21 protein-coding genes and 1 pseudogene are annotated in these 21822 nt (G+C 68.7%); 5 read left to right on the top strand and 17 right to left on the bottom strand.

Annotated features, from left to right (window positions below):
- Nucleotides 1-73 precede the first annotated feature (73 nt).
- Both FHR84_RS06365 and thyX read right to left on the bottom strand, forming a co-directional pair.
- Nucleotides 74-700, bottom strand: a complete 627-nt coding sequence (locus tag FHR84_RS06365) for a TIGR03085 family metal-binding protein (RefSeq protein ID WP_179534545.1) — start codon at nucleotides 698-700, stop codon at nucleotides 74-76.
- A gap of 170 nt (nucleotides 701-870) precedes the next feature.
- Entirely contained in the window at nucleotides 871-1623 is a 753-nt protein-coding gene (gene thyX, locus FHR84_RS06360) for an FAD-dependent thymidylate synthase (RefSeq protein ID WP_179534544.1), read from the bottom strand.
- 231 nt (nucleotides 1624-1854) lie between these two features.
- Here thyX and FHR84_RS06355 point away from each other — a divergent pair, with 231 nt between their 5' ends.
- Complete coding sequence (locus tag FHR84_RS06355) at nucleotides 1855-2406, top strand: toxin-antitoxin system HicB family antitoxin (RefSeq protein WP_179534543.1); 552 nt, start codon at nucleotides 1855-1857, stop codon at nucleotides 2404-2406.
- A gap of 135 nt (nucleotides 2407-2541) precedes the next feature.
- Complete coding sequence (locus FHR84_RS06350) at nucleotides 2542-3498, top strand: DUF4097 family beta strand repeat-containing protein (RefSeq protein WP_179534542.1); 957 nt, start codon at nucleotides 2542-2544, stop codon at nucleotides 3496-3498.
- Between the two features lie 128 nt (nucleotides 3499-3626).
- Here the strand turns inward: FHR84_RS06350 and FHR84_RS06345 are convergent, their stop codons facing one another.
- Nucleotides 3627-4844 carry a winged helix-turn-helix domain-containing protein gene (locus FHR84_RS06345; protein WP_179534541.1) on the bottom strand — a complete coding sequence of 406 codons (1218 nt, stop codon included), beginning with the start codon at nucleotides 4842-4844 and terminating at the stop codon, nucleotides 3627-3629.
- A 116-nt stretch (nucleotides 4845-4960) separates the two neighbouring features.
- Here FHR84_RS06345 and FHR84_RS06340 point away from each other — a divergent pair, with 116 nt between their 5' ends.
- On the top strand, nucleotides 4961-5518 hold the full coding sequence (locus FHR84_RS06340; RefSeq protein ID WP_179534540.1) for a GNAT family N-acetyltransferase: 558 nt from the start codon (nucleotides 4961-4963) through the stop codon (nucleotides 5516-5518).
- Nucleotides 5519-5792: 274 nt separating this feature from the next.
- Here the strand turns inward: FHR84_RS06340 and FHR84_RS06335 are convergent, their stop codons facing one another.
- From FHR84_RS06335 to truB, 10 genes and pseudogenes are all read right to left on the bottom strand, one after another.
- A complete protein-coding gene (locus FHR84_RS06335; protein WP_179534539.1) occupies nucleotides 5793-6281 on the bottom strand; it encodes a hypothetical protein in 489 nt (162 codons plus the stop codon).
- Nucleotides 6281-7021 carry a 4-hydroxy-tetrahydrodipicolinate reductase gene (dapB, locus tag FHR84_RS06330; protein ID WP_425489874.1) on the bottom strand — a complete coding sequence of 247 codons (741 nt, stop codon included), beginning with the start codon at nucleotides 7019-7021 and terminating at the stop codon, nucleotides 6281-6283. The genes FHR84_RS06335 and dapB overlap by 1 nt, the downstream gene beginning before the upstream one ends.
- Nucleotides 7022-7201: 180 nt before the next feature.
- A complete protein-coding gene (locus FHR84_RS06325; protein WP_179534537.1) occupies nucleotides 7202-9463 on the bottom strand; it encodes a polyribonucleotide nucleotidyltransferase in 2262 nt (753 codons plus the stop codon).
- 278 nt (nucleotides 9464-9741) lie between these two features.
- Nucleotides 9742-10011 (bottom strand): 30S ribosomal protein S15, encoded by a 270-nt coding sequence (gene rpsO, locus FHR84_RS06320; protein WP_179534536.1) that lies wholly within the window; start codon nucleotides 10009-10011, stop codon nucleotides 9742-9744.
- Between the two features lie 211 nt (nucleotides 10012-10222).
- A complete protein-coding gene (locus FHR84_RS06315; RefSeq protein ID WP_218862283.1) occupies nucleotides 10223-10804 on the bottom strand; it encodes a 2'-5' RNA ligase family protein in 582 nt (193 codons plus the stop codon).
- A gap of 74 nt (nucleotides 10805-10878) precedes the next feature.
- Complete coding sequence (locus tag FHR84_RS06310) at nucleotides 10879-11373, bottom strand: helix-turn-helix transcriptional regulator (RefSeq protein ID WP_179534534.1); 495 nt, start codon at nucleotides 11371-11373, stop codon at nucleotides 10879-10881.
- A gap of 166 nt (nucleotides 11374-11539) precedes the next feature.
- A complete protein-coding gene (locus FHR84_RS06305) occupies nucleotides 11540-12517 on the bottom strand; it encodes a bifunctional riboflavin kinase/FAD synthetase (protein ID WP_179534533.1) in 978 nt (325 codons plus the stop codon).
- 82 nt (nucleotides 12518-12599) lie between these two features.
- Complete coding sequence (locus FHR84_RS06300) at nucleotides 12600-13208, bottom strand: hypothetical protein (RefSeq protein ID WP_179534442.1); 609 nt, start codon at nucleotides 13206-13208, stop codon at nucleotides 12600-12602.
- A 198-nt stretch (nucleotides 13209-13406) separates the two neighbouring features.
- A pseudogene (locus tag FHR84_RS23485) lies at nucleotides 13407-13487 on the bottom strand (ATP-binding cassette domain-containing protein); the annotation flags it as partial.
- A gap of 273 nt (nucleotides 13488-13760) precedes the next feature.
- On the bottom strand, nucleotides 13761-14639 hold the full coding sequence (gene truB / locus FHR84_RS06290) for a tRNA pseudouridine(55) synthase TruB (protein ID WP_179534874.1): 879 nt from the start codon (nucleotides 14637-14639) through the stop codon (nucleotides 13761-13763).
- Nucleotides 14640-14800: 161 nt separating this feature from the next.
- Here truB and def point away from each other — a divergent pair, with 161 nt between their 5' ends.
- Nucleotides 14801-15304, top strand: coding sequence for a peptide deformylase (gene def / locus FHR84_RS06285; protein ID WP_179534532.1), 504 nt, complete (start codon nucleotides 14801-14803; stop codon nucleotides 15302-15304).
- A 110-nt stretch (nucleotides 15305-15414) separates the two neighbouring features.
- Here the strand turns inward: def and FHR84_RS06280 are convergent, their stop codons facing one another.
- Nucleotides 15415-16755: an MATE family efflux transporter gene (locus tag FHR84_RS06280; RefSeq protein ID WP_179534531.1), complete on the bottom strand. Its 1341-nt coding sequence runs from the start codon at nucleotides 16753-16755 to the stop codon at nucleotides 15415-15417.
- A gap of 68 nt (nucleotides 16756-16823) precedes the next feature.
- Here FHR84_RS06280 and FHR84_RS06275 point away from each other — a divergent pair, with 68 nt between their 5' ends.
- On the top strand, nucleotides 16824-17348 hold the full coding sequence (locus FHR84_RS06275) for a CGNR zinc finger domain-containing protein (RefSeq protein WP_179534530.1): 525 nt from the start codon (nucleotides 16824-16826) through the stop codon (nucleotides 17346-17348).
- 136 nt (nucleotides 17349-17484) lie between these two features.
- On the opposite strand, the gene rbfA is transcribed toward FHR84_RS06275, so the two are convergent.
- From rbfA to infB, 3 genes are all read right to left on the bottom strand, one after another.
- Nucleotides 17485-17991, bottom strand: coding sequence for a 30S ribosome-binding factor RbfA (rbfA, locus tag FHR84_RS06270; RefSeq protein WP_179534529.1), 507 nt, complete (start codon nucleotides 17989-17991; stop codon nucleotides 17485-17487).
- 135 nt (nucleotides 17992-18126) lie between these two features.
- Complete coding sequence (locus FHR84_RS06265; RefSeq protein ID WP_179534528.1) at nucleotides 18127-18420, bottom strand: DUF503 domain-containing protein; 294 nt, start codon at nucleotides 18418-18420, stop codon at nucleotides 18127-18129.
- A gap of 73 nt (nucleotides 18421-18493) precedes the next feature.
- The gene (gene infB / locus FHR84_RS23155) at nucleotides 18494-21793 is read right to left on the bottom strand and encodes a translation initiation factor IF-2 (protein ID WP_179534527.1); all 3300 of its coding nucleotides are present in this window, start codon (nucleotides 21791-21793) and stop codon (nucleotides 18494-18496) included.
- Nucleotides 21794-21822 lie beyond the last annotated feature (29 nt).

The raw sequence follows: 21822 nt of genomic DNA, 5'->3' as shown, positions 1-21822 counted from the left end.
TTCCACGAATCAACACAGTGATACAGGTCACATGCCGGGTTTCGGTGCGCCGCGGCAGGACGCACCGGCGGGATCAAACACCGCGGCGCAGGTCCTCCACCGCGACCACGTCCGCCTCGTTGCCCTCGAAACGGACCAGCGCGGGTTTCCTCCCGAAGGCGTGCAGGAGGAGTTCCCCGGCCGGACCGATTATCCGCACCGTGCGTGGCCCGTTCCGCGCGGAGATCTCGTGTCCGTCCTCGCTGCGAAGTACCACGCCGACGGGACTGCGCCCGTAGAAGTACTTGGCGGTGCGCGACAGCGCCTTCCAGAGCGCCTCCGCGCGCTCCGGGTCCTCCGGACGGGGTTGCCAGTCCGCCTGGGCCCGCCGCACGTCCTCGTGATGCACGTAGTACTCGGCGCTGTTGACCGCCTCGTCCACCGCACCGATCCCGAGCGGATTCCACTTCGGAGGCCCGTTGCGCACCCGGTCCACCAACTCGCCCCACTGCAACTGGGCCAGTTCGGAGCGAACGCGTTCACCGCGGTCGGCCAGTGCCTTGAGCAGGCGCCCACCGAGCGCGTCCGGCCGGTGCTCCCGCATCACCAGATGAATGGCCAGCTCACGAGCGGACCATCCATCGCAGAGCGTCGGGGCGTCCGGCCCCAACCGGTCGAACAGGTCACACAACTGCTGACGTTCATCGTTGGCCACACCCATGCCCGCACTCTAGCCGCACATCGGCAGCAGGTCGCCGACGGCGCACCGAAACGGTCGACGACCGGACCCGCGCGTCCCGCGGGGCGCCGAACCACGAGCCGCCCGGGTGTGCGGCGGGCGAACCGCCGCGGGAGCGCGGATCGCCCGTCGTCCGGGCCGAACAACCTCGGTCAGCCCTCCGTCACGTAGGGACTGGAGGCCACCTCTGTTCCGTCCCGCAGTTCGGTGATCTCGAAGTCCCCGAAGACGTTCGGCACCGCCCGCTGCAGTTGCCGCAGACACTCGATCGCCAACCCGCGGATCTCCACGTCCGCGTGTTCGCTCGCACGCATGGCGACGAAGTGCCGCCAGGCGCGGTAGTTGCCAGTAACCACGATCTTGGTCTCGGTCGCGTTCGGCAGCACCGAACGCGCGGCCTGCCTGGCCTGTTTGCGCCGCAGGGTCGCCTTCGGCTCGTCGGCGAACTTCTCCTGCAGAGCCTGCTGAAGATCGTTGTAGGCTTCCAGGCTGGCCTGGGTCGCCTCGAGGAACTTCTCGTGCAGTTCCGGGTCCTCGGCGATGATGTCGGGCTCGACCATGCTCGCGTCCCGTTCGGGGACGTACCGCTGGGACAGCTGCGAGTAGGAGAAGTGCCGGTGCCGGATGAGCTCGTGGGTCAGCGAACGGGAGATCCCCGTGACGTAGAAGGTCACGGTCCCGTGTTCGAGCACGGACAGATGCCCGACCTCCATGATGTGTCCCAGGTACCCCGCGTTGGTCGCCGTCGCGGGGTTGGGCTTGCTCCAGGACTGATAACAGGCGCGACCGGCGAACTCCGCCAGCGCCTGGCCACCGTCGGCATCCGTCGACCAGTCCACGTCTTCCGGCGGGAAGAACTCGGTCTTGCCGATCAGCCGTACCTTCGGCGGAACGATCTCGGTCACGACGGGCGAACCCCTTTCCAGCATGCTGAAGCCGGATCTCCGGCATTGACTCCCCTGATGACGGGGCCTACGCCCACCGGGCGAAACGGCCACCGCTCCCGTGCCACACCCTAAGGGGTCCTTCCGGAAGGACTCGTCTCGGTTGGAGCGCCCGGCCGGCGCGGGCAGCACGAGCGATGCGCGACACCACGAAGGGTTGTCACGACGTCGAAATGACACCATAGTGATGTCATGGATTTGAGTCCGCACATCAACCAGCTTCGCGAGGACCTCACCTCGGCCGCTTCCGCCGGTGACGAGAACACGCGCAACGCGGCGGCCCTGCTGTCCGGCACGCTGGAGCCCGCGATGCGGCTGACGCTGATGAACGCGCTTTCGGATCTCGCCGCCGAAGTCACCACCCAGCTGGATGGGCGGGTCGTCGACCTGCGCCTCGATGGCAGGGACGTTCACCCCGTGATCAGCGGCCCCGCGACCACGCGAACGGACAACCAGGACGAGCAGCCTCCCCAACCGCCCCCGAACGCCGAGAGCGGGGACATCAGCAGGATCACGCTGCGCCTGCTGGAAGAGATCAAGAGCCAGGCCGAGCAGGCGGCTTCCACCCAGGGGGTCTCGCTGAACACCTGGGTAGCCAGGGCCGTGCAGGGGGCACTGCACGGCGGCAAACCGCGTGGCCCCTGGGACCGCACCCCCTCCGGGGACCCGTTCACCGGCGACGGGCAGGACGACGGGGAGACGACTTCGGAGGCCTCCCGGCTGCGCGGTTGGGTACGGGGCTGACGCGTTCGGCGGACAGCGCCCACCGGGTGCCCGACCGCTACCCGATGCCGGGGCGCCCGCTCACGAGCCCTCCAGGGTCCCGCCGAGCAACCACCCACGACGGGGAGGGCGGAAAACCTCGATGAGGAGAAGCACATGACCGAGCAGTCGGCCCCTCCGCCGCCGGAGGAACTCGTACGCACCCGCGAGTTCCACGCGCCGGGACCGGTGGAGCTGGAGCTGAGCAACGGGGTCGGCCCCCTCCACGTCGAACTCGTCGAAACCGACACGGTTCACGTGGAGGTGCGACACGAACCGGCACACGGATACCCGGATTGGCGCGGAGGACTCAGCGGGTTGCTGAGCTGGGTCAACGAACAGATCAACGAGACGGGGCTCAAGTCGGGAAACGGCCGGGGGACGGGAGGAGACCGTGAGGACGAGCACGCTTCCGGTGCGGGAGCCGAAGCCGTCAGGCGGACACGCGTCGACATGACCGGCAGCAGACTGGCGGTTCACCCGCCCACGGAGGTTCCGCTGCGTTCGGTCCCGCTCGTCGTGCGGGTGCGAGCGCCGAGCGGATCACGGGTCAGCGCGCACACCGGCCCGGGAGAAGTCCTGGTCACCGGCAGCAGCGGCAGAATGAGCATCCAGAGCGGCTCCGGATCCGTGGAAACCGGGGAGTCCGCGGGAACGACGACGGTACGCACGGGGTCCGGGCGGATAAGTCTCGGAGAGATGCACGCCGAGGTGCAGGCACGCAGTGGGAGTGGACCCGTGGAGGTCGCCGCCGTGCACGCGGCCTCCTCGGTGGTGACCGGGAGCGGCAGCGTGTGGCTGGGCAGGGTCTCGGCCGACCTGCTCGTCCGCTCGGGCAGCGGAAGCATCGCCGTCGCCGACGGCGCGGCCGGGCAAGTGGAGCTGATCAGCGGTTCCGGGGACCTGCAGTTCGCGGTCGGTGACGACGTCGCCGCCGAGGTCGATCTCGTCTCCTCGACGGGAAGCGTGGCCAGTGAGCTCGAGGTCGCAGGAGAACCTCCGAGCGAAGCTCCCCCGCTGCGGGTGTTCGGGCGCACGGGCAGCGGCCGTGCGTTGCTGACCTCCTCGATCTGACACGCGGAAGTTCCGGGGCCCCGGAGCCGGGCCCCGGCTCGTAAGGACCCCGTCGGCGTCGCGAGGCCCGCGGCCCGAAGCACCCGCCGCACTCGCTCGCCTCACTCGGGCGGGCGAGCCGGGGAGCGCTACCCGAACGGCGCGCGCAGTTCCCGCACCAGATCCCCGCGCTCGCCCACGGCCACCTCCTCCAAGCCGAGCCAGTCGGCCATCTCCCGAAGCGACCGGGCCAGCTCGGAGCCGACCCGGCCCGTTTCGACTCCGGGTTCCGCGAAAGCCCCGGGCACCCGCAGCACCCCCGAGCGCCGGTCGGCCTTGAGATCCACCCGTGCCACCAACCGATCGTCCAGCAGGAACGGGAAGACGTAGTAGCCGTACTCCCTCCGGTCCCGCGGAACGTAGATCTCGATGCGATACCGGAACCCGAAAAGACGTTCGGTTCGCGGGCGACACCACACCAGGGGGTCGAAGGGTGACAACAACGCGCGAGCCGTGACCGAACGCGGAGTGCGCGCCCGGTGGTGCCGGTAGGCCCGCTCCGACCAACCCCGCACCACAACGGGCTCGAGCTCACCCCGTTCGACCAGTTCCGCCACGGCCGTACGCGAACGCGCTGCGGACAAGCGGTAGTAATCCCGCAGATCGGGCTCCGTGGCCACTCCCAGCGCCCGCCCCGCGCGGGACACCAGTTCCCGCACCGCCTCGTCCTCGGCGGGATCCCTGGCCAGCACATCCGCGGGAAGAACCCGTTCCGGCAACTCGTAGTGCCGCTCGAACCCCCGTCGCGTGCCCGTGGTCAGCTCCCCGGCCGCGAACAGCAGTTCGCAGGCGCGTTTGGTGTCCGAGCGGTTCCACCACGCACCCTTGCCCCCGTGCTGCTCTCCCCCGATCTCACGCTCCAGCGAGCCGGCACCGATCGGCCCCGACTCCTTGACCGCGGTAAGCACCTCGTCCAGCAACCGCGGAGCACGTTCGAGCAGCTCCCGGTAACCGCGCCGCTCGGGATCGCCGAACTCGCGCATCCGCCACCGCAGCAACGGCCAGTCCGCCACGGGGATCAACGAGGCTTCGTGAGCCCAGTACTCCACCAGCAGGCGGGGACGCCGCGACGAGGGGTTCCAGGCGGCCGTGTCCAACAGCTCGCCGTCGTAGGCGCCCAGCCTGCTGAACAACGGCACGTAGTGGGCGCGAACCGCCACGTTGACCGAATCGAGTTGGAAGAGGTTCGTGCGCTCCAGCACCCGGCGCAGCTGCCCGCGCCCAGGAGGGCCCGCGGGAGGGGCGTCGACGAATCCCTGCGCCGCCAGCGCGGTGCGTCGGGCCGCTTCGGCATTCATGGTCCGCATGGGCGCCGATCATGCCAGCGGTGTCCGACACACCACGCGCGCTGGGCTCACCGCGGGGCACGAGCGCGAACGGCCTTGACCGTACACACCGGGCCCGGCACGTTAGGTTGTCCGACATGGCCGATGCTGATGTGCGGACCGCCGTTGTCTCGGACGCCGCCGAAATCGCCCGGATTCAGCTGAGCACCTGGCGTAGTGCCTACAGCGAGCTGCTCCCGGAAACAGCGCTGGACGAACTGAACCAGGAGGAGACCGAACGACACTGGCTGGAAGCGATCGAAGACGATTCCGCGAAGGTCCTTCTGGCCGAGGAGGGCGGCTGGACCGTCGGTTTCTGCGCCGGGGGAACCGCGCCCACCTCCGAGACCGCCAACGCCGACGGCGGTCTGCCGGACGACGCGAGCACGGTCGGACTCGTCAGCACACTGCTCGTAGAACCGAGGTGGGGACGCCGCGGTCACGGGGGCAGACTGCTCTGGCACCTCGCCGAGCACCTGCGTGGGAACGGCGTCACCCGAGCGATCACCTGGGTGCCGGAGTCCGACGAGGCCTCCATGGCCTTCTACCGCGGAGCCGGATGGGAACCGGACGGAACGGTCCGCACCCTGGACGCCCAGGGACACCCGCTGCGCGAACTGCGGCTGACCGGCGGAGTGGACCTGCGTCTGGAGTGAACGGCACCTGACGCGCTTCCCGTCTCGGCGGGCAGCGCGTCTCGCGGAGCTCTTCCGGTCGCGTCGTTGGTCGGGTCGCGGGGTTTTCCCTCGACTCCGACAGTACCGAAACGACCACCCTGCCAGGCCGGGTGACCGCGGGCTCTCCCGCGTCACGCTCTCGCGGGAGGGCCCCGACGTCGTGCGGGGCGCTGCCCGGAGCCGGGCACCCGTCACGAGCCGGCGGGAGGTTCTGACCAGCGACCACCCACGCAAACCGAGCCGGAAATCCCGGTCAGCCGCGCACGTGCTCCCGCTGCTCCAGATCGATCGCCTTGCGCATGGCCTGACGCCCACGGTTGCGGTCGCCGGCCAGGTCGTAGGCCTGGGCCAAAGCGAACCAGGCGCGCCAGTCCCCCGGTTCCCGCTCCAGTTCGACACGTTTCCGCTCGAACCACTCGTCGGCCGCCTCACGGCGCACCCTGCCGGACGGGCGCAGCGGCAGATGCGAATGATCCGGCAGCGTGCCCTCGTCGGCCAGTCTTCCGGCGAGTCGCTGCGTACGGACTCCGAAGCGGATCTGGTCCGCCACCAGCACCGCACCGAGCACCGGCAGCACGAGTACCGCGACGCCCAGCACGATCACGAGTGGCCTGCCGCTGAGCAGCATCGTCACCGCACGACTGCCCATCATCACCAGGTAGACGAGCAGGACGACCGCGATCAGCAGGGCGTAGAAGCGCGGACCGAACAGTCGCGAACGCCGACCGGTCTCCTCGGACATCACAGCCCCAACAGCGCGTCCAGCCCCACGGTCACACCGGGGCGCTCACCGACCTCGCGCACAGCCAGCAGGAGACCGGGCATGAACGAACGACGATCGTAGGAGTCGTGACGCACGGACAGCGTCTCCCCCTCGGTCCCGAACAGCACCTCCTGATGCGCGACCAGACCCGCCATCCGGACCGAGTGCACGTGAACACCGTCCACGTTCGCCCCTCTGGCACCGTCCGGGTCCTTGCTGGTGGCATCGGGCATGGAGGGGAGTTCGGCGTCCTCCCGGGCCCGGGATACCACCCTGGCGGTCCTGGCCGCGGTACCCGAGGGGGCATCCGCCTTGCGGGGATGATGCAGCTCCACTATCTCGGTCGAATCGAAGTACCTGGCCGCGATCTCGGCGAACTTCATCGACAGCACCGCGCCGATCGCGAAGTTCGGCACGACCAGCACACCGGTGGTCGGGTTCTCCCCGAGCCAGCCGCGCAGGGTCGCCAGCTCGGACTCGCCGATCCCGCTGGTACCGACCACCGCGTGGATCCCGTGCTCGACGCAGAAAGCCAGGTTGTCCATGACCGAGTCGGGGTGGGTGAGGTCCACGGCCACCGTCGCTTCCGAATCGAGCAACCCCCGAAGCGAATCACCACGGGTGATCTCGGTGACCAACTCCGTGTCCCGGGCCTCTCCCACGGCCCGAACGGCCTCGCTGCCCATCCTGCCGTGCGCCCCGAGCACTCCGACCCTGATCGGATCCACCGATTCGACTCCCTCCGCGCGTTTCGGCCGCTCTTAGGACACGACCCTAGACCACGGTTCCGCCCGTTCCACCGGATCACCCCGCACTCGTCCCCGGCACGAACTGCGCACGGCCCGTCCGAAGACTCTCCGGACGGGCCGTCGCGTTTCAGCGGAGGACCAGGCGGGGCCTCACTCCTCCGCGGACTCGCTCTGCGTCTCCGGCTGCTCTTCGGCGGTCTGTTCCGACTCGGACTCCTCGTCCACCGGAACCAGGCTGATCTTGCCTCGGCTGTCGATGTCGGCGATCTCCACGCGGAGCTTGTCCCCCACGTTGACGACGTCCTCGACCTTGCCGATCCGTTTGCCGTTGCCCAGCTTCGAGATGTGCACCAGCCCGTCCTTGCCGGGCATCAGCGAGACGAACGCGCCGAAGGCGGCCGTCTTGACCACGGTCCCGAGGAACCGCTCACCGACCTTGGGCAACTGCGGGTTGGCGATCGCGTTGATCCGCTCGATCGCGGCCTCCGCCGAAGGACCGTCCGAAGCCCCGACGTAGATGGTGCCGTCGTCCTCGATCGTGATCTCGGCACCGGTCTCCTCGGTGATCGTGTTGATCATCTTGCCCTTCGGGCCGATGACCTCGCCGATCTTGTCCACCGGGACGGAGACCGAGGTCACGCGCGGCGCGTGCGGGCTCATCTCGTCCGGAGAACCGATCGCCTGGGCCATCACGTCGAGGATGGTGAAGCGGGCGTCCTTGGCCTGGTTCAGCGCCTGGCCGAGGACCTCGGAGGGGATGCCGTCGAGCTTGGTGTCCAACTGCAGCGCGGTGATGTAGTCCTTGGTGCCCGCGACCTTGAAGTCCATGTCGCCGTAGGCGTCCTCGGCCCCGAGGATGTCGGTCAGGGCGACGTAGCGCGTCTGGTTGTCGACCTCGTCGGAGACGAGTCCCATCGCGATACCCGCCACCGGGGCCTTGAGCGGAACGCCCGCGTTGAGCAGCGACAGCGTGGAGGCGCAGACCGATCCCATCGAGGTGGAACCGTTGGAGCCGAGCGCCTCGGAGACCTGACGCAGCGCGTAGGGGAAGTCGTCCCTGCTCGGCAGCACCGGGACCAGCGCGCGCTCGGCGAGCGCGCCGTGACCGATCTCCCGCCGCTTCGGGGTACCCACTCGCCCGGTCTCACCCGTGGAGTAGGGCGGGAAGTTGTAGTGGTGCATGTAGCGCTTGCTGGTGTCCGGACCGAGGCTGTCGATCGTCTGCTCCAGCCGGAGCATGTTCAGCGTCGAGACGCCGAGGATCTGGGTCTCGCCGCGCTCGAACAGCGCCGAACCGTGTGCCCTCGGCACGACACCGACCTCGGCCGAGAGCTGACGGATGTCGGTGAGCCCCCGTCCGTCGATGCGGATCTGCTCGCGGATGATCCGTTGCCGAACCAGCTTCTTGGTCAGCGACTTCAGGGCAGCACCGATCTCCTTCTCCCGGCCGGCGAACTGCTCGCCCTCCTCGACGCCGACCCGCTGCAGGGTCGTTTCCTTCAACTCGTCGAGGCGCTGCTCGCGCTCCTGCTTGCCGCCGATGGCCAGCGCTTCGGCCAGCTCCTCGGAAACGGCCTGCTCGACGGCGGTGTAGGCGTCCTCGGCATAAGCCGGGTACACCGGGTACTCCTCGCCGGAGGAGTGCGGCGCGGTCTCCGCCAGCCTTTGCTGCGCCTCACAGAGCGTGCGGATGAACGGCTTGGCCGCTTCCAGACCACCCGCGACCACTTCCTCCGTCGGCGCCTGCGCACCCGCGTCCACCAGGTCGGAGGTCTCCTCGCTGGCTTCGGCCTCGACCATCATGATGGCCACGTCGTCACCGACGACCCTGCCCGCGACGACCATGTTGAACACGGAGCGCTTGATCTGCTCGTGCGTGGGGAAGGCGACCCACTGGCCGTCGATCAACGACATCCGCGTTCCGCCGACCGGCCCGGAGAAGGGCAGCCCGGAAAGCTGCGTGGAGGCCGAGGCACCGTTGATCGCGAGCACGTCGTAGGAGTCCTCGGGGTCCAGGCTCATGACGGTGACCACGACCTGCACCTCGTTGCGCAGCCCCTCGACGAAGGACGGACGCAGCGGCCGGTCGATCAGCCTGCACGTGAGGATGGCGTCGGTGGAGGGACGTCCCTCCCTCCGGAAGAACGAGCCGGGGATCCGGCCCGCCGCGTACATGCGCTCCTCGACGTCGACCGTCAGCGGGAAGAAGTCCAGGTTCTCCTTGGGCTGCTTGGAGGCGGTGGTCGCCGACAGCAGCATGGTCTCGTCGTCCAGGTAGGCCGTTACGCTGCCCGCGGCCAGCTTGGCCATCCTGCCCGTCTCGAAGCGGACGGTGCGCTTGCCGAATTCCCCGTTGTCCAGAACGGCGGTGCTTTCGTACACCCCGTCGTCGTAAGACTGCGTCTCGGTCAACTGAAGCTCCTAGTCTCATGGGCTCGAAACGCGGAGGCCACAACGACCGCACGCAGCGTGGTCCGACGGGGCCGGTCATCGATCGAAGCCCAAGGGAGGTCTCCGGGACACCCCTTGTGGCCACTACCGAGGACCGGCGAAGGCCCCTGCTGAGCAGCGGTGTGGACTCTGTGTGTCGGCAGCCCGTTTCGCTTGCCTGTTGTGCTTGAAGATGTCCTCGCGGACGCCCACTCCATACAGCGAGGGGAGTGGCACTCGGCCACTCCCCTCGGCAGCTGTCAGCGGCGCAGTCCCAGTCGCTGGATCAGCGAACGGTAACGCGTGATATCGGTCCGCGTCAGATAGTTGAGCATCCGACGCCGGCGACCGACCATCAGCAGCAGGCCACGGCGGGAATGGTGGTCGTGTTTGTGCTGCTTGAGGTGCTCGGTCAGTCCCGAGATCCGGTGGGTCAGCAGGGCGACTTGAGCTTCCGCCGATCCGGTGTCCGATTCGTGCAAACCGTACTCGGACAGGATCTGCTGCTTCTGGGTAGTGGACAACGCCACGAGTGAATCTCCTTATTCGTGTCCCGTGTTGCCGACATCGCTCGAATGCGACATCGAATTACGTATCGTCACCGCCGGGCTGACAACCGACTCGTCAAAATCGGCGATCACCCATCGGGTTGATCTCCGGCCACCACGGACCGCAGCCGGATCTCGCCACCGAGCATAACAGCAAGCCCGGATGGAATCGGTATACCCGCCGCGCGGCGTGTCACGGGGAAGTCAGCGGAATCCGGTGCACCGTCCGGTAGGTCAGCACGCCCCGCTCCCGCTCACTGGCGACCACGTCGAGCGAGTCCGCCGACCACGCCGGCCCGGTGTAGTCGTTCAGCCACCCGGCGAGTCGATCGGTTCGAACCCTGCCCCCCGACCAGCGTGCCACGGTAACGTGCGGCCGAAAACGCCCACCGTCGGCGCCCGCTGCCTCGGCCAGTCGCCGCAGGTTCCTCAGCGTCGCTCCCCGGTCGTCCTCTTCCGGGGCCGGAACCACTCCCACCCAGAGCACTCCGCGGAAGACGCCGGCCCCGGCGAGACGCAGCCGGGGTGGCACGAATCCCGGATCGCCGCGGAGGAGATCGGCCACGCCGCTCCGGAGGCTCGCTGCCACTCGCTCCGGATCGGCCTCGTCCCCGTGGAAGCACAGCGTCGAGTGCCACTTCCCGGCGGGAACGAACCTGAATCCGCGCAACTCGTCCACCGCAGCCGTCCAGTCGCCGGGCGGCTCTTCCCCCAGCACGGTGGACAGGTCCTCGACAGCGGCGGCCGAAGGCCACAGGGCCGTGAACAAACGCATGACGGTCACATGCTAGTAGGACTTCCTCGCCGCGGCCTTTCCGAACCGAAATGCCGAACGCCCCGGACGGGGCTTCAGGAAGCGCCGGTATCCGAGCAGGCCGCTCTCCGCAACAGCCCGGCCAGCGCGGGGTGCTGCTCGTCGAGCAGCTCGGCGACCCGGTGCAGCTCGTTCGGCCGGGCCAGCCGCCGCAGCACCGGCCAGGCGCTCTCCTCCTCGTCGGTCTCGTCCTCGACCGGCACGCTGTCCCGGCCGAGCGAAGGATGGGACGCTTTCACGTCCCGCAGAGCCTGCTTCACCGATTCGGCCTCACCGGCGAGCACCCCCGGATTGAACACCTTCCGTTCCAGCATCACCAGCCTGGCCAGCACGGAAGGATTGCCGATCTTGGCCCGCCTTCCGCTCATCACCTGACTGAGCATGGGGGCGCTGATCCCCAGCACCTCGGCGAGCTGGGTCTGCGAGGTCCGGTAGGCGACGACCAACCGCCGGACCCGATCACCCAACGGCTCCCCGTACCACTGGCGCTGTAGGGCCAGGTTCCGTTGGACGATCTCACGCTCCTGCACTTGGCGCCCCCGGATGCCGTTTCGAACCACGAACTCTCGGCTTCCGAATATTGCCAGGCCAGCGACCCCGACAGTCCCGAAAAACGGAAAAAGGTTCATAACGGCTTGACATACCGAAACGGCTCGACAGCTCCGGAGGAGCCGACCGAGCTCTCGGTCCGGGCGGTCACACCCCCAGGCAGGAACGGGTCTCGGCCACGTCCAGCTCCATCCGGCGCACCAGCTCCTCGGAGGAGTCGAAACGCACCATCCCCCGCAACCTGCGCACGAAATCCAACTCGGCGTACTCGCCGTAGAAATCCCGCTCGACGTCCAGTACGAAGGCCTCGACCGTGCGCTCGGTGCCGGAGAACGTCGGGTTGCTGCCCACCGAGACCGCGGCGGGCAACGTGCTCTCCGGGTGCTCGGCACCCCGCTGCCTGTGGGTGAACCAGCAGGCGTACACACCGTCAGCGGGGACCGCCGCGAACTCGGGCATGGACAGGTTGGCCGTCGGATACCCGAGCTCGCGGCCGCCCCTGCCCATGCCGCGGACCACGATCCCCTCCAGCCGGTGGCAGCGTCCCAGCGCGGCGGAGGCGGCCTCCACGTCTCCCGCGTCGACGCAGGAACGAATGAAGGTCGAGGAAAAGGTGACCGGGAACTCCTCCTGAACGGCCCCGTCGGTGTGGCCGGACAACAGATCCGCCGATTCGACCTCGAAGCCGAAACGCCGCCCGAGCGTGTGCAGCAGCTCGATGTTCCCGGCGGCCTTGTGCCCGAAGGTGAAGTTCTCCCCGACCACGACAGCGGCGGCGTGCAGCCGTTCCACGAGGATCTCGTGGACGAACTCCTCGGGTGACATCTTGGACAGCTCCGGGGTGAACGGCAGCACGCAGAACACGTCCACCCCGAGCTCCTCCACGAGCTCGGCCCGTCGCTGCAGAGTGGTCAACTGCGCCGGATGACTCCCGGGACGCACCACCTCGGAAGGATGCGGATCGAAGGTGACCAGCACGCACGGGAGATCACGCTGTCGCGCCCGCCGCACGGCTTGATCGATCAGTTGCTGATGTCCCCGGTGCACACCGTCGAAAACTCCGATGGTGACCACGCACCGACCCCATCCACCGGGAAGCTGTTCCAAGCCACGCCAACGCTGCACGGCTTCCCACCCTATCGATCCGCACGCGCCACGCAGCCGGGACCTCGGCGTGTCGCCACTTCCCCCGCGAGCCCGGTGCGTTCTACTGCTCGGCCCGGGGCCCGAAGCGTGCGTGGGCCGTGGCCGCGGCGAGCATCAGCAGCGCGGCCGACGCGGCGGCGATGACGTTGGTCGGCGGTTCCAGCACGAAGGCCCACCGGGGATGGTCGGCGTGGCCTCCTGTGGTGCTGCTGCCGTGGGTGCCTAGCAGTAGGGTCAGCAGCACGTAGGGGAAGGCCGTGACCCAGCCGCGGGTGGCCCCTGCGAGCGTGGCTGTGGTCAGGGTCATGCCGGTGAGGCCGGCCAGGTTGCGCAGTCCGGCCAGGGCCAGCTCGGAGCTGTGCGTCCACAACGGCAGGCAGGCCAGCGCGGCCGGGAGCGCAGTCGCGGTCAGCAATCCGAGTCTGACCACACCTTGAGAGCGTGGGGCGGTGTCCCAGAGCCTGGTGGGCGGACGTAGGTACAGCGTGATCATGCAGGCCAGCAGCAGTGGGCTGAACAGGCCCAGCGGCACGTGGAGCTGGCCGACGTTGGGCACCGGCACGGGCAGGCGGTCGGCGCCGAAGAGAGCGTTGACCAGCGCCACTGCTGCGCAGCCCGCGGTGTGCGGCAACCAGCGATGAGCCCGCAGCAGCAACCGGAGCGGGGTCATGCGGGGAGTTCCGGCATCGGGGTGGTGCAGTCGTTGTTGGCCGGTATCGCCTCGCGCACCCAGGCCTGTCGCACGTCCTGCGGAGCGCTCAGCAGTTGTTCGACCTCGCTCGCCCGGTTGGGTGGTGGGTTGAGCTGTTCGGTGTTCAGCTCGGGGTTGAGCCTGTGCAGTATCCAAACCGTTCAACTCGACGCGCCCCCGCTGCGGGGACAACACGGTCGACAGCAATCCCAACAACGTGCTCTTGCCCGCCCCGTTCGGCCCCAGCAACGCCGTCACACCCACCGGCAACGCCAGGTCCACATCCCGCAGCACGGCACGGCCCCGATACGCGTGTCCCACACCTTCGGCACTTACAGTAATCAACGTAGTTGCCCTTCGGATGCCGAGACTGCGGACCGGCGCGGACGCTAGCACGATGATCCCGGTGACCGGCGTGTGATCTTGGCGGGCTTCACCCCGGCAACGACGGGCCCATCCGCGCGGCTCCAGGGCGCGGGCTCACCGGTGGAAGTCCCCGAGGACCGGACCCGACCCCCCGCTTGGAGGAGGTCACCCGGCGGGGCGCAGCACCAGCACCGGCTTGGCCGTACGATCCCGGTCGCGCAGCAGTGCGACGGCGTGCCCGTCCGGGGCGAACACACCGTAGGTCTCGGAAAGGCCCGACCTCGAAACGGCCTGGCCGTGCGCCACGGCACGCGCCGTGTCCGCGTCGACGTCGACCCGCGGAAAGGCCGTGCCCACCGCACGATCCAGATCCATGGACAGCTCCGGCCGCTCCTCCAGGGCCTCCAGCGTTCGTACCGTGGCCAGTCCGAACGGCCCGACCCTCGTCCGGCGCAACCTCGTGAGATGCCCTCCGACACCGAGAGCCTCCCCCAGGTCACGGGCCAGCGCGCGCACGTAGGTCCCGGAGGAGCACTCCACCAGCACGTCGACGTCCACGACATCCGCTTCCTCGCGGCGCACCGCGAGCAGGTCGAAGCGCGAGACGGTGACGGGACGAGCTTCCAGTTCGACCTGTTGACCCTCGCGGGCGAGTTCGTAGGCGCGCCTGCCGTTGACCTTGACGGCGCTGACGGCGCTGGGAACCTGTGCTATCTCGCCGGTCAACGCCGCCACGGCTTCCGAGAGTTCCTCGTCGGGAACCCCGGAGGCGTCCGCGGAGGAAAGTCGCTCCCCTTCGGCGTCGTCGGTGCTGGTGGACGAACCGAGTCGGATCGTGGCGAGATAGGCCTTGGTGTCCAGGGCTAGGTGACCGAGCAGCTTGGTGGCACGTTCCAGCCCCAGCACCAGAACACCGGTGGCCATCGGATCGAGCGTGCCCGCGTGCCCCACCTTGCGGGTCCCCATGATGCGGCGAACACGAGCGACCACGTCGTGCGAAGTCATCCCGGCCGGCTTGTCCATGACGAGCAAACCGGCCGGCACCGGCTGCTTCGAGGAATTTCGGGTCTGTCGCGACACGGCGCCCCATCATCCCCGATCCCGAAAGCACGGCCGAAACCGCCCACCGAGGCCACGCCCCCCGGACGGGTGCCCTCACGGGGATCGCTACGGTAGTGCGTCGTAACGAGCAGGAGGTTTCCACGGTGACGATCAGACCGATCCGACGGTTCGGCGACCCCGTACTGCGCACGGCGGCGGACCCCGTCACCACGTTCGACGACAGTGTCACCGCGCTGGTCTCCGATCTGCTGGACACCGTCGCCGAACCCGGGCGCGCCGGAGTGGCCGCTCCCCAGATCGGAGTGAGCCTGCGGGCGTTCAGCTACAGCGTGAACGGCGAAACCGGTTACGTGATCAACCCCGAGCTGGTGGAAACGTCGGGGGAGCAGGACGGTGAGGAGGGCTGCCTGTCGGTGCCGGGGCTGAGCTTTCCCACCCACCGAGCCGAACACGCGGTGGTACGCGGCGTTGACCTGCGGAACGATCCCGTCACTGTTTCCGGGTCGGGCTTGATGGCCCGCTGCCTGCAGCACGAGACCGACCATCTGGACGGAATCGTCTACCTCCAACGTCTGGACGAGGATCTGCGGCGCACCGCGCTGAAGGAGGTCCGGTCCACCGACTGGTTCTGGAACGGGAGCCAGTGAGGTTTTCCACCCCCCTGTCGTAGGTGATCGCTAGGCGGGGGCTCCCGCGGACTCGTGAGCGGGTGTCCGACATCGGGTAGTCACGCAGGCGGATTCCGACCGGACGGAGCTCACGAGCTCTGGGACACCGATTCGCCGTGTTCCGGGGTGGCACCGACCACCGCCCAGCGCCCGGAACGGGCGCGCAGCAGCAGCGTGAGCAACCTGCCGAACATGAACAGGCTCAGTCCGGTCCAGATCCCCGCCAGTCCCCAGTCGAAGACGAGCGAGAACCAGATCAGCGGCAGGTACCCGACCGCCGCACTGATCATCGTCGCGGTGCGCAGGTAGGCCGCGTCACCTGCGCCGAGCAGCACCCCGTCGAGCGCGAAGACCACGCCTGCGATCGGCTGCAGGGCCACGAAGAACCACCAGGCGTACGGAATCTCGGCCAGCACGGCGGCGTCGCCGGTGAAGGCGTTGGGCAGTGGGCCGGACAGCGCCGCGAACACCAGCCCCAGCACGATGCCGAAGCCGAGTCCGTACCAGCTCACCTGCCTGCCGATGCTTCTGGCCTCCCGTGCCGACTCCCTGCCGAGAGCGGCCCCGACCAGAGACTGCGCGGCGATGGCCAGCGAGTCCAGCACCAGGGCGAGGAAGCTCCAGAGCTGCCAGACGACCTGGTGGGCGGCAGCGGTGTCCGCCCCGGTGCGCGCCGCCACCGAGGTGGCGGACAGGAAGCAGGCCTGGAAGGCCAGGGTCCGCAGGATGAGGTCCCTGCCGAGCACGAGCTGAGCACGCATCACACGCGTGTCGGGCCGCGTTCGCACCCGCTCGACGAGCAGCGCGCGGACGAACAGGGCCGCCGCGACGGTCTGTCCCACGACGTTGGCCACCGCCGAGCCCTCCAGCCCCAGTCCGACCGGATAGACCAGCAGCGGACACAGCACCAGGGAGACGCCGTTTCCGGCCAGTACGTAGCGCAGCGGTCGGACCGTGTCCTGCACCCCGCGCATCCATCCGTGCCCGGCCAGGCTGATCAGCACCATCGGAGCGCCGATCAGCGCGATGCGCAACCAACTCGTGGCCGTCTCCGCGATGGCGCCACCGCCGGTCATCACCCGGATGACGGGCACGGCGAACAACTGCGCCAGCAGCAGAATCGCCAGGCCGACACCCGCGCCCAACCAGCTGGCCTGCACACCTTCGGCGACCGCGTCCTCGCGACGTCCCGCTCCGTGCAACCGCGCCGCGCGGGCGGTGGTCCCGTAGGAGAGGAAGGTCAGCTGGCTGGAAACGACCGTGAAAAGCGTTCCCCCCAGCGCCAGTCCGGCCAGCGGAACAGCCCCCAGATGACCGACCACGGCCGTGTCCACCAGCACGTACAGCGGTTCGGCGGCCAGGACTCCCAACGCCGGAATCGCGAGTGCGAGCAACCGTCGTACCGGGACGCGTTCCGCCGTCTCGGACACCTGACCTCCTGTAAGCTACGGTTGCCGGTTTCGCCCCTGACGGGTGAAGGCTACAGTAAGGGGCGAGTATGGACAACGCCGATTACATCGCGGGTGCGCTTCGTCTCGCGAACGCGCGCACGGACGACCTGGAGACGCTCCGGGCGGAACTGCACGGCGAACCGTGGTGGTCCTCCCGGCTGACCGAGCAGGACCTGAAGACGCTGCGCGCAGTCGCGGCAAGCCTGCGTCAGTCGATCGAGGCAGCCGTTTCCGGAGAGCACGAAGCTCTCACTGCCGAGGTCAACCGGTTGTTGGCCACGTATCCACCCCGGCCGAGGTTGTCCCGCGGTGAGCCGGAGCAGCACCGCGATTGGCACGTGCACATCGCCGATGTCGAGACACCACCCGCCGCCGGGATAGCGGCCGCCGCCGCTTGGGGACTCGCGCAGGGAATCGTTCGACACGGCACCGAGCGCTGGGGGAAATGCGACGCTCCGGCCTGCGGAACCTACTTTCTCGACACGTCCACCAACCGGGCCAGGCAGTTCTGCTCCGCGCGCTGCGCGAACCGGGTTCACGTGGCCGCTTTCAGACAGCGCCGACGTTCCTGATCCACGAAGTGCGACAGTCGACGGCCCCCGGCCCATCAACGCGACCGCGCGACGTTTCGCGCGAAACCGGCTTCTCGAAAAGGATCCGAAAGGACGGTTCCGCGCCAAACCACCGGTGGACCGGTCGTCTGAGGGCTCACGCCTCCTGTGGGCGGGAGTCCTCCTCGTTCTCGCTCGGATCCTCCGAGCTCTGCTGCTCGGATCCCTCATCCGAGTCATCCGCCGAATCCGCCTTCCGATACGGATCGACCTCGCCGGCCGGAACGGCGTCCGAAGCCAACCTCGCCACCTCGGCGTCGGCTTCCCTCGCCTGTGCCAGAACCTCGTCCAGACGACGAGCGTTCGCCGGAACGGAATCGGCGACGAAGGTCAACGTGGGAGTGAAGCGCACTCCCGTCTGCCGCCCGACCCTGGAACGCAGTGTCCCCGTCGCGCTGCTCAACGCGACCGCCGTGGCCGACTCGTCGACATCGTCCCCGAAAACCGTGTAATAGACCGTCGCGTCCCGCAGATCGGCTGTGAGCCGCGCATCGGTAATGGTCACCATAGCCAATCGCGGGTCTTTGATCTCGTGTTCCAACCCGGACGCCACGATCTGCGCGATCCGCTTGGCCAACCTACGGGCGCGCGCCGTATCAGCCACGGCGCACCTCCTCTGCTGATCCGCCTCCACCGGAGGCGGTCCCCATCGTCCTACTCACCCGAAAATCACCGCGAACCCGGCCCGGCCGGGTTCGCCGCAGGCGGGGTGCCGAACCGCCCGCACCGCCGAACAGGTTCAGTCCTCCGGCCCGAGCATCCGATGCCGAGCCGAGAGCAACTCCAGCTCGGGATACCCGGCCACGCTGCGTTCACAGGCTTCGAGAATCTCACGAACCTGTCCGGCCTCGCCGGACACTGCCGACACCCCGATAACCGTACGCCGGTAGAGATCACGCCCGCCGACCTCCGCGACGGCCACTTCGAAACGCCGTCGCAACTCGGAGACCAGCGGACGAACCGTCGCACGTTTCTGCTTCAACGAATGGACGTCGCCGAGAAGCACGTCCAGTTCGAGCGCTCCGACATACATCAGCAAACCGCACCACGTCGACGGGCCCACGATCGAGGGGGCCGTCGTGACAACGGCCCCCTCGACGCGGTGCTCAGGATCGCGGCTTCTCCTGCATCTCGTAGACCTCGACCACGTCGTTTTCCTTGATATCCGAGTAGGATCCCAAGGTCAGACCGCACTCGAAGCCTTCGCGTACCTCGGTGGCGTCGTCCTTGTACCGCTTGAGCGAGCTCACCGTGAGGTTCTCCGAGACCACCACGCTGTCCCGCAGCAACCGGGCCTTGGCGTTGCGCCGGACGATTCCGTTCAGCACCATGCTGCCGGCGATGGTGCCGACCTTCGAGGACTTGAAGACCTCGCGCACCTCGGCCCTGCCGAGCTGCACCTCTTCGTACTCGGGCTTGAGCATGCCCTTGAGCGCCTGCTCGATGTCCTCGATCGCGCGGTAGATCACCGAGTAGTAGCGAATCTCCACGCCCTCGCGGTTGGCCACCTCGGCGGCCTTGCCCTCGGCACGGACGTTGAACCCGAGAACGATCGTGTTCTCCGCGGTAGCCAGGTTGACATCGCTCTCGTTGATGCCACCGACGCCACGGTGAATCACACGCAGCTCGACCTCGTCGCCAACCTGGATCTTGTTCAGGGACTCCTCCAGCGCCTCGACGGTACCGGAGTTGTCACCCTTGATGATCAAGTTGAGCTGGCTGGTCTCCTGCAGCACCTTGTCCAGGTCCTCCAGGCTGACCCGCTTGCGCTTGGCGGCGTTCTGCGCCTCCCTGAGCCGGGCCGCGCGCCGATCGGCGATCTGCCGGGCCACCCGGTCCTCGTTGACCATGAGGAAGGTGTCACCGGCCCCCGGGACGGAGGTGAAGCCGACGACCTGCACCGGCTGGGATGGCTTGGCCGCGGTGACGTCCTGATCGTGTTCGTTGATCATGCGACGCACCCGCCCGTGCGCACCCCCGGCGACGACCGAATCGCCGACCCGCAGGGTGCCGCGCTGCACCAGCACGGAAGCCACCGGACCGCGACCACGGTCGAGGTGGGCCTCGATCGCCACGCCCTGGGCCTCCATGTCCGGATTCGCCCGCAGGTCGAGGGTCGCGTCGGCGGTGAGCAGGATGGCCTCGAGCAGGCCCTCGATGTTCTGCCCCTGCTTCGCGGAGATCTCCACGAACATCGTCTCGCCGCCGAACTCCTCGGCGACCAGGCTGTACTCGGTGAGCTGCTGCTTGATCCGCTCCGGGTTCGCGCCGGGAACATCGACCTTGTTGATCGCCACCACGATCGGGACGCTCGCCGCCTGGGCGTGGTTGATCGCCTCGATCGTCTGCGGCATGACGCCGTCGTCGGCGGCGATGACCAGCACGGCGATGTCGGTCGACTTCGCACCGCGGGCACGCATGGCCGTGAAGGCCTCGTGACCCGGAGTGTCGATGAACGTGACCGGACGCTCCTCGCCCCCGAGCTCGGCCTGGACCTGGTAAGCACCGATGTGCTGGGTGATTCCGCCTGCCTCGCCCTCCTGGACGTTCGACTTGCGGATGGTGTCCAGCAGCCTGGTCTTACCGTGATCGACGTGACCCATGACGGTCACGACCGGAGGCCGGGAAACGAGTTGGTCGGCACTGCTGTCCCGATCGCCGAACGTCAGATCGAAGGACTGCAGCAGCTCCCTGTCCTCGTCCTCGGGGCTGACCATCTCGATCTTGTAGTTCATCTCGTGGCCGAGGAGCTCGAGCACCTCGTCGGAGACGGACTGGGTGGCCGTGACCATCTCGCCGAGATGGAACATGGCCTGCACCAGCGAAGCGGGGTTGGCGTTGATCTTCTCCGCGAAGTCGGTCAGCGAGGCACCACGACGCAGGCGCAGCGACTCCCCGTTACCGCGCGGCAGGCGCACTCCGCCCACGGAGGGCGCCTGCATGTTGTCCATGTACTCCTGACGCTTCTGACGCTTCGACTTGCGTCCGCGCCGGGAAGGACCGCCCGGCTTACCGAAGGCACCCGCGGTTCCGCCACGGCCGCCACCCGGACGGCCACGGAAACCGCCACCGGCGGGAGGAGCACCGCCACCGGGACCACCGCCGGGACCGCCACGGCCGCCACCGGGACCACCGCGACCGCCACCACCGGCGCCACCACCGGGGCCACCGCGACCGCCGCCGGGACCACCGCGACCGCCACCGCCGGTACCGGTACCGGCGCCGGCGCCACCGCCGGGGCCGCCACGGCCGCCGCCGGGACCACCGCGACCGCCGCCACGGCCGCCGCCCGAACCTGTTCCGGAACCACTGCCGGACTTGGGAGCACGGGAAGGCATCATGCCCGGATTGGGCCGCGGAGGCATCATTCCCGGATTCGGGCGCTCTCCGCCCTCGGTACCCTGAGTGGACTTGGCCGCGGGGCTCTGCTGCTGTCCGGAACCCTGCTGACCGCCCTGCTGGGGGCCCTGCCTGTCCGGACGCTGGCCACCGCCCTTGTCCGGACGCTGGCCGCCGCCCTGCTTGTCCTGGCGCTGACCACCGCTCTGGCCCTGACCTCGTCCGGACTGACGTTGGGCGCCCTGGCCACCTTGACCGCCCTGGCCGCCCTGGCCGCCCTGGCCACCTTGGCCGCCGCCCTGCTTTCCTCCGGAGCCGCGCTGGGCCGGAGAGCCACTACCGACGCCGAAGGGGTTGTTCCCGACTCGCGGTGAACGCGATCCCGACTTCGACGACTGCGGCTTGGGAGGAACAACGCTGCCGTCGCCACTGTCGGTGGCGCCGCCACCGGACTGCTGTTGCTTGGGAGGGCGCGGACCGGGTTTGGGGACGTTGCGCGGGCCCGGTTTGGGGGCCTGGCGCTCGCCCTTGCCCGTTCCGGAAGCCTCTTGGCCCTCCGGCTTCGCGGCCGGTGCCTGCTGGGCCTGTTGACCACCCTGCTCCGCACCGGACGACTGCTGCTCGCTCCGCGCTGCTCCGTCCTCCGGCTGCGCCACGCTCTCGGAACCGGTGGACTCGCCGGTTGCCTGCTCCGCGGCGGGCTGCGTCTGCGGAGGCCCCGGCTTGGGGCCCGGCTTCGGCCGCGGTCCCGGCTTCGGGACGCGGGCGGACTTGTCGCCCTGGGCCGGAGCAGACTGCTCGGCCGCAGGCGAAGCCGCCGCTGCCTGTTGGCCGTTGGTTTCGCTCTTCGTCTCGGCCGACGCGGTGGCGCCGCCGTTGTCCGAACCACGTCCGGAGGACGCGTTCGACTTGGTGAACGCGTCACGCAGCCTGCGCGCCACCGGTGCCTCCACCGTTGATGACGCGGACTTCACGTACTCACCCTGATCGGCGAGTTTATTCAGTACGTCCTTGCTTGTAACGCCGAGCTCCTTGGCGAGCTCGTGCACGCGGGCCTTGCCTGCCACTGCTCTCCTCGTCTGGTGAGGTCGGGCGG

It is taken from the genome of Actinopolyspora biskrensis (assembly GCF_013408175.1).
GTDB lineage: Bacteria > Actinomycetota > Actinomycetes > Mycobacteriales > Pseudonocardiaceae > Actinopolyspora > Actinopolyspora biskrensis.
Note: the sequence above shows the minus strand (reverse complement) of the source record. Positions and strands in the feature narration are given on the sequence as shown.